16 protein-coding genes are annotated in these 17,417 nt (G+C 72.4%); all 16 read left to right on the top strand.

Annotation, left to right across the window (positions count from 1 at the left end):
- The first annotated feature begins 275 nt into the window (after nt 1–275).
- The 16 genes from ACFYW1_RS02370 to argF all read left to right on the top strand — a co-directional run bounded on the left by ACFYW1_RS02370 (nt 276) and on the right by argF (nt 17,316).
- The gene (locus ACFYW1_RS02370) at nt 276–1,277 is read left to right on the top strand and encodes an MBL fold metallo-hydrolase (protein ID WP_388985830.1); all 1,002 of its coding nucleotides are present in this window, start codon (nt 276–278) and stop codon (nt 1,275–1,277) included.
- Nucleotides 1,278–1,346: 69 nt separating this feature from the next.
- Nucleotides 1,347–2,750 carry an ATP-binding protein gene (locus ACFYW1_RS02365; protein WP_388985828.1) on the top strand — a complete coding sequence of 468 codons (1,404 nt, stop codon included), beginning with the start codon at nt 1,347–1,349 and terminating at the stop codon, nt 2,748–2,750.
- Nucleotides 2,747–3,172, top strand: coding sequence for a roadblock/LC7 domain-containing protein (locus ACFYW1_RS02360; protein ID WP_388985826.1), 426 nt, complete (start codon nt 2,747–2,749; stop codon nt 3,170–3,172). Before ACFYW1_RS02365 ends, ACFYW1_RS02360 begins: the two co-directional genes overlap by 4 nt.
- Nucleotides 3,169–3,522 carry a DUF742 domain-containing protein gene (locus ACFYW1_RS02355; protein ID WP_388985824.1) on the top strand — a complete coding sequence of 118 codons (354 nt, stop codon included), beginning with the start codon at nt 3,169–3,171 and terminating at the stop codon, nt 3,520–3,522. Before ACFYW1_RS02360 ends, ACFYW1_RS02355 begins: the two co-directional genes overlap by 4 nt.
- On the top strand, nt 3,500–4,114 hold the full coding sequence (locus ACFYW1_RS02350; RefSeq protein ID WP_388985823.1) for an ATP/GTP-binding protein: 615 nt from the start codon (nt 3,500–3,502) through the stop codon (nt 4,112–4,114). The genes ACFYW1_RS02355 and ACFYW1_RS02350 overlap by 23 nt, the downstream gene beginning before the upstream one ends.
- Nucleotides 4,111–5,385: a cytochrome P450 gene (locus ACFYW1_RS02345; protein ID WP_388985822.1), complete on the top strand. Its 1,275-nt coding sequence runs from the start codon at nt 4,111–4,113 to the stop codon at nt 5,383–5,385. The genes ACFYW1_RS02350 and ACFYW1_RS02345 overlap by 4 nt, the downstream gene beginning before the upstream one ends.
- 104 nt (nt 5,386–5,489) lie before the next feature.
- Complete coding sequence (locus ACFYW1_RS02340; RefSeq protein WP_388985820.1) at nt 5,490–5,891, top strand: cell division protein SepF; 402 nt, start codon at nt 5,490–5,492, stop codon at nt 5,889–5,891.
- 266 nt (nt 5,892–6,157) lie between these two features.
- Nucleotides 6,158–7,420, top strand: a complete 1,263-nt coding sequence (locus ACFYW1_RS02335; protein ID WP_388985818.1) for an ATP-binding protein — start codon at nt 6,158–6,160, stop codon at nt 7,418–7,420.
- A complete protein-coding gene (locus tag ACFYW1_RS02330; protein ID WP_388985816.1) occupies nt 7,417–7,785 on the top strand; it encodes a nucleotide pyrophosphohydrolase in 369 nt (122 codons plus the stop codon). Before ACFYW1_RS02335 ends, ACFYW1_RS02330 begins: the two co-directional genes overlap by 4 nt.
- Before the next feature lie 123 nt (nt 7,786–7,908).
- Nucleotides 7,909–8,454 (top strand): DUF6099 family protein, encoded by a 546-nt coding sequence (locus tag ACFYW1_RS02325; protein ID WP_351831395.1) that lies wholly within the window; start codon nt 7,909–7,911, stop codon nt 8,452–8,454.
- Nucleotides 8,455–8,588: 134 nt separating this feature from the next.
- Nucleotides 8,589–9,512, top strand: a complete 924-nt coding sequence (locus tag ACFYW1_RS02320) for an LLM class F420-dependent oxidoreductase (protein ID WP_388985814.1) — start codon at nt 8,589–8,591, stop codon at nt 9,510–9,512.
- 211 nt (nt 9,513–9,723) lie between these two features.
- Entirely contained in the window at nt 9,724–10,731 is a 1,008-nt protein-coding gene (gene mmuM / locus ACFYW1_RS02315; protein ID WP_388985812.1) for a homocysteine S-methyltransferase, read from the top strand.
- 44 nt (nt 10,732–10,775) lie between these two features.
- A complete protein-coding gene (locus ACFYW1_RS02310) occupies nt 10,776–12,278 on the top strand; it encodes a 3' terminal RNA ribose 2'-O-methyltransferase Hen1 (RefSeq protein ID WP_388985810.1) in 1,503 nt (500 codons plus the stop codon).
- On the top strand, nt 12,275–14,848 hold the full coding sequence (locus ACFYW1_RS02305) for a polynucleotide kinase-phosphatase (RefSeq protein ID WP_388985808.1): 2,574 nt from the start codon (nt 12,275–12,277) through the stop codon (nt 14,846–14,848). The genes ACFYW1_RS02310 and ACFYW1_RS02305 overlap by 4 nt, the downstream gene beginning before the upstream one ends.
- A gap of 103 nt (nt 14,849–14,951) precedes the next feature.
- Nucleotides 14,952–16,184 carry an arginine deiminase gene (locus ACFYW1_RS02300; RefSeq protein ID WP_388985806.1) on the top strand — a complete coding sequence of 411 codons (1,233 nt, stop codon included), beginning with the start codon at nt 14,952–14,954 and terminating at the stop codon, nt 16,182–16,184.
- A gap of 124 nt (nt 16,185–16,308) precedes the next feature.
- Nucleotides 16,309–17,316 (top strand): ornithine carbamoyltransferase, encoded by a 1,008-nt coding sequence (gene argF / locus ACFYW1_RS02295; RefSeq protein WP_388985804.1) that lies wholly within the window; start codon nt 16,309–16,311, stop codon nt 17,314–17,316.
- The last annotated feature ends 101 nt before the right edge of the window (nt 17,317–17,417 follow it).

Below are 17,417 nucleotides of genomic sequence, written 5' to 3'. Positions count from 1 at the left end.
GATCTTCGGACAGCTGTTTTCAGCCATGCTCGGTGGGTAATCGGCTTGTTCTGGTTTGGTCGCTCCGTGAGGGATGCCCGTCTCGGTGTGTGACATCGCCGACTGAATTGGCATGAACTGCGCCGAATGCGGCATGTAGGGATGCGGGGTGTCGATTTCTCAGGGTGACCGGCACCGTGCCGATGGGCAAAATGAAGGGCGATTTCACGCCAATGGGATAGGGCAGTGGCCGAGTTCGAACGCGTTGCCGGATCGGGGTCGGCATAATCGCGTCCATGTCGATCGCGGGTGGGGACGTCGTTGACCTGGGGCAGGGCCTGTACGCCTGGCTCCCGCCGAAACGGGGCTGGGGGCTGGCGAACTGCGGTCTCCTCGTCTCGTCCCGCGGCGCGCTCTGGATCGACACCCCGTACGACCCCGTGCTGGCCGGCCGGTTCCTGGCCGAGTCCACGAAGCGGCTGCCCGAGGGCGTCCACGTCGACCGGGTGATCGTCACCCATGCGAACGGCGACCACTTCTGGGGCGCGGGGGTGCTCCCGGACGCGGAGATCATCGTGACCCGCGAGGCCCGGGAGCACATCCACTACGACCCCACGCCCAAGCAGCAGCACGCCCTCGTCACCGCGGGCGACCGGACCACACCGCTCGGGGACTACCTCGCGCGCCACTTCGGCGTCTTCGACTGGTCGGGCACCGAACCGGTCGTGCCGACCACGTACTTCACCGGGGAACTCGAACTGACCCTGGGCGACTACCCCGTCCGGATCTCCTCGCTGCCGCCCGCGCACACCGCCGGTGACCTGATAGTCCACCTTCCGGTGCAGGACGCCGTGTTCAGCGGCGACGTCATCTTCTCGTCCACCCCGGAGCGGCCCGGCGACCACCCGGTGCACTGGGCGGGCCCGATCGGCAACGTGATCTCGGCCTGCGAACAGGTGCTGGCCACCGGTGCCGGGACCATAGTCCCCGGACACGGCCCGATCCTCGACCGGGCCGGGGTGCGCGACCACATCGTGTACCTGGAGTACGTGCGCGAGCGCGCCCACGCCTTCCACGCCGCCGGTGTCCCCTCCGTCGAGGCGGCCCGCCGGATCATCGGCGAGGGCCGCCACCCGGAACTCGGCCTTCCGGAGCGGCTGGTGGTGACCGTCGGCAGCGAGTACCGGCACCTGGACGGCACCGAACTGCCCGGTGTGCTCGAAGTGATGACCGATGTCGCCGTGGTGGCCCGGGAGACGGAGCGGGCCCCGCGGTCGGCGGACCCGGCACGACAGTAGGCAGCAGACGGAGCTTCGGCCGTCGCTCGGGCCGGACGACCGATCCGACGACAGGAATGCGGTGACGGCATGGGATGGATAGTGGCGGTGATCGCCGTCGCCGCTGCCGTGGCGGCGATGGCCCGGGCGCAGAACGCGGCCCGTGCCGAGTACACGGCCCTGGGCCGGGTCGAGGTGGCAGAGCGTCAGGCGAAGGCGGCCGAGGCCCGCACCGCGGCCCTCACCGAGGAGATCCGCCAGCTGGCCCGCAAGCGGATACCCGCCGTCGCGATCGCCCTCTCCCATCCCACGGCCCAGGTCCCCGGACTGCGGGACGCGACCGAGATCGACGGCGAGGCGGCCCGGCTGCTCGCCGAGTCGGTGCAGGCGGCCCGCGCGGCCGTCCTGGAGGAGCGCGGACGCGTCGACGCCGCCGCCCGCGCGGCGATGCGCGGCACCTCCGCCAAGATCCAGTCCCTGCTCAACCAGTCCCAGCAGCTGCTGCACGAGCTCCAGCACGAGTACGACGACCCGCGCATCCTGCAACTGGACTTCCGCAACGAGCTGGCCCTGCGGCGCACCCAGACCACCGCCGTGCTCTGCGACGCCTGGCCGGGCCTCGCCCGCCAGAACTCACCGCTCGTCGAGATCGTCCTCGGGGCCCAGTCGCGGGTCGCCGGCTACGAACGCGTGAAGGTCGCCAACCATCTGCGCGACGAACGGCTCGCCCTGGTCGCCCGCGCCGCCGAACCCCTCGCCATCGCGCTGGCGGAACTCCTCGCCAACGCCACCGCCTACTCGCACCCCGACACCGACGTCCAGGTCACCCTCCAGCAGAGCGGCGGCCGAGGCGCCTTCCTGGTGGTCGACGACGCGGGCATCGGCATGGACGACGACGCGCTCGACCGGGCGCGGACCCTGCTGGCGGGGCCGGACGAGGTCCTCCTGACCGAGCTGGGCGACCCGCCGCAGACCGGCTTCGCCGTCGTCGGCCGGCTGGTGGCGCAGTACGGCTTCGACTGTCACATCGAGGCGTCGCCGTTCGGCGGGATGCGCACGATGCTGCGCGTCCCCGCCCACCTGCTGACCGTGCTGGAGGACGACCGCACGCTCTCCGTCCTCGCCCCCGAACCGGTGCGCGCGCAGCCGCCCGCGGCCGCCCCCGCCGTTCCCGCGGCCGCCCCCGCCGTTCCCGTCCCGGCCGAGCAGGAGCCCGTACCCGTGTCGCAACCCGCCGCCGGGCCCGCCACCGGACTGCCCAGCCGCCGCCGGCGCACTCCGCGCCCGGCCCCGGCCCGGCCCGTGCCCACTGCCGAACAGGGCCGTGAACAGGCGCCCCGTACGCCCGAGCAGGCCGGGGCCTCCTGGGCGGCGCTCCAGCAGGGCACCCTCAACGGCAGGAGCCTCGCGGACCGGTCATCCGCACCCGCTCCGGACCACGACCACCAGGACGACCACGACCGCCAGAACGACCAAGGAGACGACAAGCCGTGAGCGCTCCCACCCCCACCACCGGTGACCTCGCATGGGTGCTGACCCCCCTGCTGGAACTGCCCGGTGTCCAGCACGCGGTGGTCGCCACCGGCGACGGACTCGTCGAGGGCGCCTCGCCCGGCCTGGACCGTGCCTCCGGCGAACGGGTCGCCGCCATGACCGCCACGCTGCACGCCGCGGCCCGCGCGTTCACCACGGCCTTCACCGAAGCCGAGGCACCGCGCCTGGCCCAGACGGTCGTCGAGTCCGACCTGGGCTTCGCCATCGTCGTACCGGCCGGGAACAACACCACGCTCGCCCTGTTCGCGGAGCCGGGGGCCAAGCTCGGCGACATCGCCTACCAGATGCAGGTGCAGGTCACCGCCCTCACCCGGGCGATGAACGCACCCGCCCGCAAGCCGGACACCACCGCCCGGCCATGACCGCCGGACCGGGGCGCCGTCTGATCCCCGCCTATCTGGTCACCGGCGGCCGGACCACGCCCGCCGGTCCCGCGCTCGACCGGCTCGACGTGCTCGTGCGCACCGGCACCGACCTGCCCCCGGACCTCGGCTCGCAACAGCGCAGGCTGTGCGAGCTGCTCGAACCGGGCGCGCTCACCGTCGTCGAATGCGCTGCCCACCTGGACCTGCCGGTCAGCGCCACCGTCTTCCTGGCCACGGACCTCGCCGCCGCCGGGCATCTGCACACCCGACCGCCCATCCCCAGCGCCGGGGAGATCGACCGGTCGCTCGTCGAGAGGCTGCTCGTTGGACTCCGCTCCCTCCACTGAACGCACCGGCGTCGGCTATCTGCCGCCCGCCGCCAGGACCCTGATGAAGCTCGTCGTCACGGGGCCGTTCGGCGTGGGCAAGACCACCCTGATCCGTACGCTGTCGGAGATCGCCACGCTGCACACCGAAGAGGCGATGACCCAGTCCAGCACCCGGCTCGACGACACCGCGGGACTGCCGGACAAGACCACGACCACGGTCGCGATCGACTTCGGCCGGCTCACCGTCCCGGACGACCTGGTGCTCTACATGTTCGGCACCCCCGGCCAGCAGCGGTTCCTCCCGCTCTGGGAGGACATCGCGCGCGGTGCGCTCGGCGCCCTCGTCCTGGTCGACACCCGCAGGCTCGCCGACTCCTTCGCGGTCATGGACATGGTCGAGGAGCAGGGGTTGCCGTACGCGGTCGCCGTCAACCGCTTCCCGGACGCCCCCGCCCACCCCGACGAGGTCCTGCGGGGGCACCTCGACCTCGCGCCCGAGACCCCGCTGGTGCAGTGCGACGCCCGCGAACGCCGCGGCAGCATCGACGCGCTGATCGCCCTGGCCGAACACGTGCTGACCCGGATGCCCCGGCCCGAGGACCCGTCATGACACCGTACGCACAGCCGCCGCAGTCCCTCGCGCTGTACGGCCCGGACTTCGCCGCCGACCCGCAGGGCCACTACCTGCGCCTGCGCGAGCACGGCCCCCTCGCCCCGGTCCGGATCGCCCCCGGCATCGAGGCCCTGCTGGTCACCGACTACCAGGCCGCCGTCGACCTGCTGCGCGACACCCACACCTTCACCAAGGACCCGCGAGCCTGGCAGGCCACCGTCCCCGAGGACTCACCGGTCCTGCCCGTGCTCGGCCACCGGCCCACCGCGCTCTTCAGCGACGGCGAGGTGCACGCCCGCTACCGCGCCGCCATCAACGACGGCCTCGCCCTGATCGAACCGCACGTCCTGCGGGCCGAGGTCACCCGGGTCGCGAAGCGGCTCATCGGTGAATTCGCCGCCGCCGGGAGCGGCGACCTCATCGCCCAGTACGCCCGGCGGCTTCCCGTGCACGTCTTCGTCACCTGGTTCGGCATCGCGCGCAAGGACAGCGAACGCGTCGTCGAGGCCGCCGCCGGAATGTTCAACTCCGCCGAGGACGCCGCCACCGCCTACGCCGACCTGGTCGAGGTCGTCACCGCCCTGGTCGCCGACCGGCGCGCCCGCCCGCGCCGCGACCTCACCTCGCACCTCCTCGGCCATCCGGCCGGTCTCGACAACGACGAGACCGTGCGTCAGATCACCCTGATCATGAGCGCGGGCCACGACCCGACGACCAATCTGATCGGCAACGCGCTGCTGCACATGCTCACCGACACCCGTTACGCCGGCACGCTGCACGGCGGCGCGAAGACGGCGTACGAGGCGATCGACGAGGTCCTCTGGCAGGATCCGCCGCTGGCCAACCTGGCGGCCCACTACCCCCGGCACGACACGGAGTTCCACGGTGTACGGCTGCGCGCGGGGCAGTTGATCCTGGTCTCCTACGCCGCGGCCAACGCCCAGTCCGCCCCCGACCTGGTGAACCCCGTGCCCCGTTCCGGCTCCAGCGCCCACCTGGCCTGGTCCGCGGGCCCGCACCGCTGCCCGGCGAAACAGCCGGCGCTGCTCATCGCCATGACCGCGATCGAACAGCTCACCAGCCAGCTGTGCGACGCGGAACTGGCAGTTCCGGTCAGCGGGCTGAAGTGGCGTCCGGGACCCTTCCACCGGGCGCTGGTCCGGCTTCCGGTACGGTTCACCCCCGTCGACATGACCGCGGAAACCGAGCGACACCGGCCTTCCGGGCACGGGCCCGAGGAGCCTTCGGCGGTGTCGATCGGCCGGTGAACCGTGTCGGTGGTACGCCGAACGGGTGAGTGGCGAGAGAATTGCACGATGAACAGCGAGCGCAGCGGGCGCAACGCGGACCGAAGCACAGACGGGGTGGTCCGGTGAGCAGGTACGACAGGTACGACGTCACGGACGAGCAGTGGGAGGGGCTTGCCCAGGTCGTGCCTCTGCGCAGCCGCAACGAGTGGCCGTCCAGGGTGGACCATCGCGCGGTCCCCGACGAGAGCGCGGCGAGCGAGCAGCGACGGCTCGTCGTGCTGCGGGTCCAGGTCTTCGCGGACGCCCGGGAGGTGGCCGAGTACCTGGTCGCGCAGATCCCGGTGCTCCTCGACCTGACCAGCGCCGAGACGGACGTGGCCAAGCGGATCCTGGACTTCACCAGCGGGGTCGTCTTCGGCCTGGAGAGCGGCATGCACCGGGTGGACCGGAACGTCTTCCTGCTGTCGCCGCTCGGCATGGAGGTCGAGGGGGCCGCGGCAGCGGCGGGAATCCCCGGCTCGTAGCGGGCCCAGCCGGCCCGACCCACCGGCTGCACCGGTCCCGCAGGCCCGACCAGTCCCACTGAGCTCACCGGTCTCACCGGCTCCACCGGGGCGCGGGCGCCGCGTCGGGCGAACGAGCCCCCCGGGCCGGGACGTGTGGTCCGCACGACCGTACGGGCCGCACGTCCCGGCCCGGTGGGGCACGGCGGTTCACCGCGTAGCCCGATCGTAGGAAGGTCGTTCAGGCGGAACGGTTCGGCAGGGCGTGCCCTGCGTACGGTCCGCCCATGACTGCTCTCCGCCCGGATGCCATCCCGCCGTCCTCCGCCGACCTGCCCGAGCCCGTTCCCGCACCGGCGGCCGCCGGGACGGGAACGTCCGGCGGGCGGGCCCGTTCCGTCGAGCGGGGCCGCGTCGCGGGCCGGAGCCGCCCGATCGGCCCGATCGTCACCGAGCTGCGGCTGTCCGCCTTCGCCTCGCACCGGGGCGCGACCTTCCCCATCCACCCGGTCACGCTCCTGGGCGGACCCGGCGGCAGCGGCAAGACGAACGTGCTGCGGGCGTACGGGGCGCTGGCGCGGCTGGCCGACGGGGAACCGCTGGAGGCGGTGTTCCCGGATCCGGGCGGCTGTGTGCCGGAGGGCGCCGTGCCCGACGCCCAGGGGCGGCGCGGGTTCCGGATCGGCTGCACGGCGGACGGCCCGGCGGGCCCGGTGCGGCTCGACGTCGCCGTCCAGACGGAGCCCACCCTCCGGATCGCCGGCGAACGGCTCACCGGCAGTGGCGAGACCCTGCTCACCACCGCGCTGTGCGACCCGGGGCGTTCGACGGTCCAGGCGGCCTGGCACACCGCCGACGTGGTCCCGGTGACCCGGGCGCCGCTGCCGGGCGACCGGCTCGGAACGGCGCTGCTGCCGCTGCGGGTCGCGGGCCGGACCGAGGGACAGTTACAGGTCCTGGCCGCGGCCGAGCAGATGGTCGTGGCCCTGCGGTCGGTCTTCCGGTGCGAGCCGCAGCCGCGGCGGATGCGGGCCCCCGCACCGCCCGGAGCCGCCGGGCTGCGCCGGAGCTGCGAGAACATCGCCGCGGTGCTGGAACGGGTGCACGCGCGGTCCGCCCGGCGCCGCGCCCGGCTGGTCGCGGCGGTGCGCGCCGGCTGCGCGGGGCCGGTGACCGGGCTGGACGTCGAACGGCTCGGGGACGGATCGCTGAGCGCGACGGTCGCCCGCGGCGAGGGGCGTGCCACGCCGATCGGCCGGCTCGGCGACGGCGAGCTGAGGTACCTCGCGCTGGCCCTGGTGCTGCTCACCGGCCCCGGGGTGCAGGCGGTGGACCCCGCGGACGAGGTGCCGTCGGCCGTGCAGCCCCTCACCGTGCTGACCGACGGGTTCGACCGGGACCTGGACGGACGGCAGCTGCGTGAACTCCTGTCCCTGGCGGTGGCGATCGGCGGGGCCGGACACCTCCGGCTGCTGGGGACGGTCTCGGAGTCCGGAGCGGCAGGGGCCCGGGAGGTCCCCGGGGTGTCGATGGTAGACCTGGGCCCGTGACGGAACTTGATGTACGGGCCCTGCAGCGACGACTCGCCGCGTTCGCGGCCGCGCGGGACTGGGGGCGGTACCACACCCCGAAGAACCTGGCGGCGGCGCTGAGCGTCGAGGCGTCCGAACTGGTCGAGATCTTCCAGTGGTTGACGCCGGAGGAGTCGGCACGGGTGATGGAGAGTCCCGGGACGGCGCACCGGGTCGCGGACGAGGTCGCGGACGTCCTCGCGTATCTGCTCCAGTTCTGCGAGGTGCTGGGGATCGATCCGCTGGAGGCGCTGGCCGAGAAGATCGACCGGAACGAGGCCCGATTCCCGGTGCCGGGACTCCCGGACACCTCCGAATCATCTCGCCGTCACTCTTCGGAGTGATCAACTTATCCACAATCGATTTTGTGTCCATAGATTTCCGAATTCCTCTGGCTTTTCGGTACCGGTGACCTCACTGTGGGTAATGGATGAGGTGAGCGGCTTTTCGTACGGACGGGGGAACGCATGGAAGCGGAGCGGCTTGTCGGGGTCAGTCGTCGTGCGCTGGCTCAGAGCAGGGGAACGCCGGACATCATCGCGGAGGCATGGCAGGCCCAGGCGCTGGCCCAGGCGATCGGCAGCCGTCTGGCCGCCGACGGCCCCAAGGCGTTACGGGCCGAGGCGCGCGGACTCAGCGAGATCGGCGGGCGCAGCGGTGGGGCGCTGGACCACCCGGCGGCGCGGGCGGGGGTGGCGCGGGCCGCGCAGCTCTCGGAGCTGGCCGAGCCGAGGGCGACGCTGACGGGCCTGGGCGCGCTGCTGGGCGAGGTGGGGATGGCCCTGGTGGGAGTGGCCTGCGAGACCGACGAACAGAGCCTCTACTGGCAGTGCATGGAGGCCATCGACGCGGCCGACGAGTCCATGGACCGGGTCCACGGGATGCTCCGCCGCCTCGACGAGCAGGACCGGGAGCGGCAGCAGGATCTGGAGCGCGGCAGGGAGCGGGACGGTCCGTACGGTGCGGCTCGCGGCCCGGCGGGTTCGACGGCGGCGGGGCGCGGCCTGCCGTGAGCGCGCGGGCCGCCGGGGCCCGGGCGGCGGCGGTGCGGGACGACGGGGGGCGACCCTACCGGACTCCGGCGGGGACGGCGCGGGGGAGGGAGGTGAGGAGGAAGGCCCGGTGTCCGGAGGTGCAGGATGGATGCATGGATCTTCGAATCTTCACCGAGCCCCAGCAAGGGGCGAGCTACGACACCCTGCTCACCGTCGCCAAGGCGGCCGAGGACCTCGGCTTCGACGCCTTCTACCGCTCCGATCACTACCTCCGCATGGGCCCCGGGGACGGGCTGCCCGGCCCGACCGACGCATGGATCACCCTGGCCGGGCTGGCGCGCGAGACCAAGCGGATCCGGCTCGGCACCCTGATGACCGCGGGCACCTTCCGGCTGCCCGGTGTGCTCGCCATCCAGGTCGCGCAGGTCGACCAGATGTCCGGCGGGCGCGTGGAGCTCGGCCTCGGAGCGGGCTGGTTCGAGGAGGAGCACAAGGCATACGGCATCCCGTTCCCCAAGGAGAAGTTCGGCCGGCTGGAGGAGCAGCTGGAGATCGTCACCGGGCTGTGGGCCACCGAGGTCGGCAAGACGTTCAGCTTCGACGGCACCTACTACCAGCTCATCGATTCGCCCGCGCTGCCCAAGCCGGCGCAGGCCAAGGTGCCGGTCCTGATCGGCGGTCACGGCGCGACGCGCACGCCGCGGCTCGCCGCCCGGTACGCGGACGAGTTCAACATTCCCTTCGCCTCCCTGGAGGACAGCGAGAAGCAGTTCGGCCGGGTCCGGGACGCGGCCGGGGCGATCGGCCGCGACCCCGACGACCTGGTGTACTCCAACGCCCTGGTGGTCTGTGTCGGGAAGGACGACGCCGAGGTGGCGCGCCGTGCCTCCGTCATCGGCCGTGAGGTGGCGGAGCTGAAGGCGAACGGGCTCGCGGGCTCGCCCGCCGAGGTGGTCGACAAGATCGGCCGGTACGGCGCGATCGGCTCGTCCCGGATCTACCTCCAGGTCCTGGACCTGGACGATCTGGACCACCTGGAGCTGATCGCCTCCCAGGTGCAGTCCCAGCTCGCCTGAGCCGGGGCGCGGACCGGGGGCGGCCGGGTCGGGGCGTGGCCCCGGTCGTCCGGGCCGGGGCGAGCGGGCCGGGTCCGGCCGGTCGGGAGACCGGACGGAGCGATCGCCGTCCCGGCCCCCGGCCCGCCTCGGCCCCGCCCGGCCCCCCGTCCAGTCCCGTTTCCTGTTCCGTTTTCTGTTCCGAATGAGTGAAGGACCGAGGGAGTCATCCGTGGGATCCGCCAGTGCAGCCGACGGCCCGACCGTCCCCGAAGGCCCTCGGGCCGGTGAACGGCCCGGCCGTACGCTCGAACGCGCCCTCGCACAGGGGCCGGTCCTGCTGGACGGAGGGCTCTCCAACCAGCTGGAGGCGCAGGGCTGCGATCTGTCCGACGCCCTGTGGTCGGCCCGGTTGCTGGCCGACGGACCCGAACAGATCGAGGCGGCGCACGCGGCCTATGTGCGGGCGGGCGCGCAGGTGCTCATCACCTCCGGGTACCAGGCGACCTTCCAGGGGTTCGAGCGGCGCGGCATCGGACGGGCGGAGGCCGAGGAGCTGTTCGCCCGCAGTGTGCGGTTGGCGCGGCGGGCGGCCGGTGCGGTGGAGCGGGACGTCTGGGTCGCCGCCTCGGTGGGCCCGTACGGGGCGATGCTGGCGGACGGCAGTGAATACCGCGGCCGCTACGGGCTCTCCGTGCGGGAACTGGAGCGGTTCCACCGGCCCCGGATCGAGGCGCTGACCGCCGCCGGGCCCGATGTGCTGGCGCTGGAGACGGTGCCGGACATCGACGAGGCCGAGGCGTTGCTGCGGGCGGTGGAGGGGTGCGGACTGCCCGTCTGGCTCTCGTACAGCGTGGCGGGCGACCGGACCAGGGCCGGGCAACCACTGGAGGATGCCTTCGCCCTGGCCGCGGGGCGGGACCAGGTGCTGGCGGTGGGGGTGAACTGCTGCGACGCGCGGGACGCGGACCGGGCGGTGCGGGTGGCCGCCGGGGCGGCGGACAAGCCGGTGGTCGTCTATCCCAACAGCGGCGAGCGGTGGGACGCCGGGAGACGGGCCTGGGCCGGTGCCCCCACCTTCGATCCGGGGCGGACGAGCGCGTGGCGAAGCGCCGGGGCCCGGCTGATCGGCGGCTGCTGCCGGGTCGGCCCGGACCTCGTCGCGGAGCTGGCCGGGATGCTCGGACAGCCGGTGGCGGAGCAGCCGGAAGAAAGGACGACGGGACGGCCGGGCGGGTGAAATTACCTGGTGGGGGAGGAGTGAACCGGACCATACTCGGACGTGTGTTCCTGACAATCAGTACGACCGGCATCCCGGAACGTCCCGCGACCGACCTCGGTTTCCTGCTGCACAAGCATCCCGAGAAGGCGCAGGCGTTCTCCACCTCGCACGGCACCGCGCATGTCTTCTACCCGGAGGCATCCGTCGAGCGCTGCACCGCGGCGCTGCTGCTGGAGGTGGACGCCGTGGCGCTGGTGCGGCGCGGCAAGGGCAAGGGCCGGGGCGGCGCCCCCGACGCGGCGCTCGCGCAGTACGTCAACGACCGCCCGTACGCGGCCTCCTCGCTGCTCTCCGTCGCGATGAGCACGGTCTTCAAGTCCGCGCTGCGAGGGGTGTGCCGGGCCCTGCCGGAGCGCGTGGAGGCGCCGATGCCGCTGCGCATCGAAGTCCCCGCACTGCCCGCCCGGGGCGGCGCGGAGCTGGTGCGCAAGCTCTTCGGGCCGCTCGGCTGGACGAGCGTGGACGCGGTGGCCGTACCGCTGGACGAGCAGTTCCCGGAATGGGGGGACTCCCGGTACGTACGGCTGGTGCTGGAGGGCGAGCTGCGGCTGGCGGACGCGTTGCGACAGCTGTACGTCCTGCTCCCGGTGCTCGACGACGCCAAGCACTACTGGGTCGCACCGGACGAGGTGGACAAGCTGCTGCGGGCGGGGGAGGGATGGCTCGCCACCCACCCCGAGCAGAAGCTGATCACCAGCCGCTACCTGTCCCGGCGCTGGGGTCTGACCCGGCAGGCGATGCAGCAGCTCGAAATGGTACGGCTCGCGGAGTCGGACGACCTCGACGTCGAGAGCATCGACAACGCCGTGGACGAGACGACCGACACCGAGGAGAAGCCGGTGCCGCTCGCCGAGCAGCGGCGCGCCGCGATCCTCGGGGCGCTGCGCACCGCGGGCGCGAGCCGGGTGCTCGACCTGGGCTGCGGCCAGGGCCAGTTGGTGCAGGCGCTCCTGAAGGACGTGGGTTTCACGGAGATCGTCGGCGTCGACGTCTCCATGCGCGCCCTGGCCATCGCCTCGCGCCGGCTGAAGCTGGAGCGGATGGGGGAGCGGCAGGCCGGCCGGGTCACGCTCCGGCAGGGCTCGCTCACCTACACCGACAAGCGGCTCAAGGGATATGACGCCGCGGTCCTCAGCGAGGTCGTCGAACACCTCGACCTGCCGAGACTGCCCGCGCTGGAGTACGCCGTGTTCGGGTCGGCCCGCCCCCGCACGGTGCTGGTGACGACGCCGAACGTCGAGTACAACGTCCGCTGGGAGACGCTGCCCGCCGGGCACGCGCGCCACGGCGACCACCGGTTCGAATGGACCAGGGCCGAATTCCGCGACTGGGCGGGACAGGTGGCGCGGCGACACGGGTACGAGGTCGCCTTCGTCCCCGTGGGGGACGACGACCCCGAGGTGGGACCGCCCACCCAGATGGCCGTGTTCACGATGGCCGACACCAAGCACGACACCAAGTACGACACCAACAACGAGAACGGGAAGGAGGCGGAAGCCGCATGACCGGTACCTCGCGCACACTGCCGGTGACCGACCTCTCCCTCGTGGTCCTCATCGGGGCCAGTGGCTCCGGCAAGTCCACCTTCGCCCGCAAGCACTTCAAGCCCACGGAGATCGTCTCCTCGGACTTCTGCCGCGGGCTGGTCGCCGACGACGAGAACGACCAGAGCGCCAGCGGTGACGCCTTCGACGTCCTGCACTACATCGTGGGCAAGCGGCTCGCCGCCGGACGGCTGACCGTCGTGGACGCGACCAGCGTGCAGTCGGAGAGCCGCAGGCAGCTGGTCCAACTGGCCCGCAGCCACGACGTGCTGCCCATCGCGATCGTCCTCGACCTGCCCGAGGACGTATGCCTCGCGCGCAACGCCTCCCGCCCCGACCGCGCCGACATGCCGCGCCACGTCGTCCAGCGACACCGCCGCGAGCTGCGCCGCTCGCTGCGCGGCCTGGAGCGCGAGGGCTTCCGCAAGGTGCACGTCCTGCGCACCGAGGAGGAGGCGGAGAACGCCGAAGTGGTGCTGGAGCGCCGCTACAACGACCTGCGCCACCTCACGGGTCCCTTCGACGTCATCGGCGACATCCACGGCTGCAGCTCCGAGCTGGAGACCCTGCTCGGCAAGCTCGGGTACGTCGACGGCGCGCACCCCGAGGGGCGTACGGCGGTCTTCGTCGGCGACCTCGTGGACCGCGGCCCCGACAGCCCCGGAGTGCTGCGCCGGGTCATGGCCATGGTCGCGGCGGGCAACGCCCTGTGCGTACCGGGCAACCACGAGAACAAGCTCGGCCGTTATCTCAAGGGCCGCAAGGTCCAGCACACCCACGGCCTCGCCGAGACCATCGAGCAGCTGGACCGGGAGGACGAGAGGGATCCGGCCTTCCGAGGACAGGTGCGGGAGTTCATCGAGGGGCTCGTCAGCCACTACGTGCTCGACGGGGGCAAGCTCGTCGTCTGCCACGCCGGGCTGCCGGAGAAGTACCACGGACGCACCTCCGGGCGGGTCCGCTCGCACGCGCTCTACGGGGACACCACCGGCGAGACCGACGAGTTCGGCCTGCCCGTGCGCTACCCGTGGGCGGAGGAGTACCGGGGCCGGGCCACCGTGGTCTACGGCCACACCCCGGTGCCCAACACCTCCTGGGTGAACAACACCATCTGCCTGGACACCGGCGCGGTCTTCGGCGGGAAGATGACCGCACTGCGCTGGCCGGAGCGCGAACTGGTGGACGTACCGGCCGAGAAGGTCTGGTACGAGCCCACCAAGCCGCTGGCCACGGAGGCGCCCGGCGGCCGGGAAGGACGACCGCTGGACCTCGACGACGTGCAGGGCCGCCGGATCGTCGAGACCCGGCACATGGGCCGCATCGCGGTCCGCGAGGAGAACGCCGCCGCCGCGCTCGAGGTGATGAGCCGGTTCGCCGTCGACCCCCGGCTGCTCGGCTACCTCCCGCCGACCATGGCGCCCACCGCGACCTCGCACGAGGAGGGCTACCTGGAGCATCCGGCCGAAGCCTTCGCCCAGTACCGGGCGGACGGGGTCGACCGGGTCGTGTGCGAGGAGAAGCACATGGGCTCGCGTGTGGTGGCGCTCGTCTGCCGGGACGCGGCCGCCGCCCGCGAACGGTTCGGCGTCGGGGCCGCACCCGAGGACTCCGGCGCCGCGGACGGTCCGACCGGGGCGCTGTACACCCGTACCGGACGGCCGTTCCTCGACGACGCCGCGCTCACCGAGACGATCCTCGGCCGGCTGCGCGCGGCCGTCACCGCCGCCGGGCTCTGGGAGGAGTGGGGCACCGACTGGGTGCTGCTCGACGCCGAGCTGATGCCGTGGTCCCTCAAGGCCGGCGGGTTGCTGCGCTCGCAGTACGCCGCGGTCGGCGCCTCGTCCGGCGCCGTCCTCCCGGTGGCCGACGCGGCCCTCGCGGCAGCGGCGGCGCGCGGCGTGGACGTGGGCGAGCTCGCCGGGCGTCAGCAGGGGCGCGCCGAGGACGCCGCGGCGTTCACCGAGGCGTACCGGCGTTACTGCTGGAGCACCGAGGGCCTGGAGGGGGTGCGGCTCGCGCCGTTCCAGATCCTCGCCGTCCAGGGGCGCTCGCTGGCCGCCGTGCCGCACGACGAGCAGCTGGCCTGGCTCGACCGGCTGGTCGAGCACGACCCGACCGGGCTGCTCCAGGTCACCCGCCGGCTCGTCGTCGACACCGGGGACGAGACGTCGGTGCGCGCCGGTGTCGACTGGTGGCTGGAGATGACCGGCCGCGGCGGCGAGGGAATGGTCGTCAAGCCGCTCGCCGCACTGGTCCGGGACGACCGGGGCAGACTGGTCCAGCCGGGCATCAAGGTGCGCGGCCGGGAGTACCTGCGGATCATCTACGGGCCCGAGTACACCCGCCCGGAGAACCTGGAGCGGCTGCGCGGCCGGTTCCTCGGGCACAAGCGGTCGCTGGCGCTGCGGGAGTACGCGCTGGGGCTCGAAGCGCTGGACCGGCTGGCCGAGGGGGAGCCGCTGTGGCGGGTCCACGAGGCGGTGTTCGCGGTGCTGGCCCTGGAGTCGGAGCCGGTCGACCCGCGGCTCTGAGCGGCGGCCGGCCCGGGTCGCCGGCGGGTGCCTCGGCGGGACCGACGGAAACCCGCTGGCGATTCGCCGGGTGAACGGCGCTCCGCCCGGTGAGGATGAAGGCATGGGATTCCATGTCGACTCCGAGACCGGGCGGCTGCGCCGCGTCATCCTGCACCGCCCCGATCTGGAACTGAAGCGGCTCACCCCGAGCAACAAGGACGCGCTCCTGTTCGACGACGTGCTCTGGGTGCGCCGTGCCCGGGAGGAGCACGACGGCTTCGCGGACGTGCTGCGCGACCGGGGGGTGGAGGTGCACCTCTTCGGCGATCTGCTCCGTGAGTCGCTGGACATCCCGGTGGCCAGACGGCTCGTCCTGGACCGGGTCTTCGACGAGAAGGAGTACGGGCCGCTCGCCACCGAGCATCTGCGCACCGCCTTCGAGGAGTTGCCCAGTACCGAACTGGCCGACGCGCTCGTCGGCGGTATGACCAAGCGGGAGTTCCTGGAGCGGCACGGCGAGCCGACGTCGGTCCGCTTCCACGTCATGGACCAGGACGACTTCCTGCTGGACCCGCTGCCGAACCACCTCTTCACCCGGGACACCTCGGCCTGGATATACGACGGGGTGTCGATCAACGCGATGCGCTGGCCGGCCCGGCAGCGCGAGACCGTCCACTTCGAGGCGATCTACCGTCACCATCCCCTGTTCACCGGGCCCGAGGCCGGTGCCTTCCACCACTGGTCGGAGGGGCAGGACGACTACCCCTCCACCATCGAGGGCGGCGACGTGCTGGTCATCGGCCACGGCGCGGTCCTCATCGGGATGAGCGAACGCACCACACCGCAGGCGGTGGAGATGCTGGCCCGCGGACTGTTCGACGCCGGTTCGGCGCGCACGATCGTGGCGCTCGACATGCCCAAGCGCCGCGCGTTCATGCACCTCGACACGGTGATGACGATGGTCGACGGCGACACCTTCACCCAGTACGCGGGCCTGGGCATGCTCCGCTCGTACACCATCGAGCCGGGGGACGGGCCCAGGGACCTGAAGGTCACCGACCACCCGCCCGAGCACATGCACCGGGCGATCGCGCACGCCCTGGGGCTGGACTCGATCCGGGTGCTCACGGCCACCCAGGACGTGCACGCCGCCGAGCGCGAGCAGTGGGACGACGGCTGCAACGTCCTGGCCGTCGAACCGGGCGTGGTCGTCGCCTACGAGCGCAACGCCACCACCAACACCCACCTGCGCAAGGAGGGCATCGAGGTCATCGAGATCCGGGGCAGCGAACTCGGCCGGGGGCGGGGCGGCCCGCGCTGCATGAGCTGTCCGGTGGTGCGCGACCCGGTGTAGGGGCGGCCCCGGCACGGGGGCGGGGAGCGGCACGGACACACCACCCTGTATAGCGATGCATTGCCTCGTATACACTTCCAGTGTCAGTGCATGTGCGAACCCCGCCCGAACCAGGAGCCGCCCCATGGCCATAGACCTCGCAGGCCGCCACTTCCTCAAGGAACTGGACTTCACGGCCGAGGAGTTCCGCGGCCTGGTCGACCTCGCGGCCGAGCTCAAGGCCGCCAAGAAATCGGGGACCGAGGTGCAGCGGCTGCGCGGCAGGAACATCGCGCTGATCTTCGAGAAGACCTCGACCCGCACCCGCTGCGCCTTCGAGGTGGCCGCCGCCGACCAGGGCGCGTCCACCACGTACCTGGACCCCTCCGGCTCGCAGCTGGGGCACAAGGAGTCGGTGAAGGACACCGCCCGGGTCCTCGGCCGGATGTTCGACGGCATCGAGTACCGCGGCGACAGCCAGGCCGCCGTCGAGGAGCTGGCGGCGTACGGCGGCGTGCCCGTCTTCAACGGACTCACCGACGACTGGCACCCGACCCAGATGCTCGCCGACGTCCTCACCATGACCGAGCACAGTGACAAGCCGCTGGAGCGGATCGCCTTCGCCTACCTCGGGGACGCCCGCTTCAACATGGGCAACTCGTACCTGGTCACCGGCGCCCTGCTGGGCATGGACGTCCGGATCGTCGCCCCCGAGGCGTACTGGCCCGACGAAACGGTCGTCGCCGAGGCCCGCCGGCTGGCCGCGGGGAGCGGCGCGACCATCACGCTCACCGAGGACATCGCCACGGGCGTCCGGGGAGCCGATTTCGTCGTCACGGACGTCTGGGTCTCGATGGGGGAGCCCAAGGAGGTCTGGGCCGAGCGCATCGCCGCCCTCGCGCCGTACGCCGTGACCATGGACGTGCTGCGCGCCACCGGCAACGCCGACGTGAAGTTCATGCACTGCCTCCCGGCCTTCCACGACCTCGGCACCGAGGTGGGGCGGCAGATCGAGGCCGCGTACGGGCTGGCCGAGCTGGAGGTCACCGACGAGGTCTTCGAGTCCGCGCACTCGGTCGTCTTCGACGAGGCCGAGAACCGGATGCACACGATCAAGGCCGTCCTGGTGGCGACCCTGGCCGGCCGCGGCTGACGATTGCATGGACATGCGCCCGATTGGGTGAACATACGGACAGGTGACTAATATGTTGCCTCTTGGTGGGGTTCGGGCTCGCACGCTCGAACCCCATTTCC

Origin of the sequence: Streptomyces sp. NPDC002669 (assembly GCF_042889165.1) — a bacterium.
GTDB lineage: Bacteria > Actinomycetota > Actinomycetes > Streptomycetales > Streptomycetaceae > Streptomyces.
The sequence above is the reverse complement of the archived record's forward strand: the minus strand, read 5'-3'. Positions and strand labels throughout refer to the sequence as shown.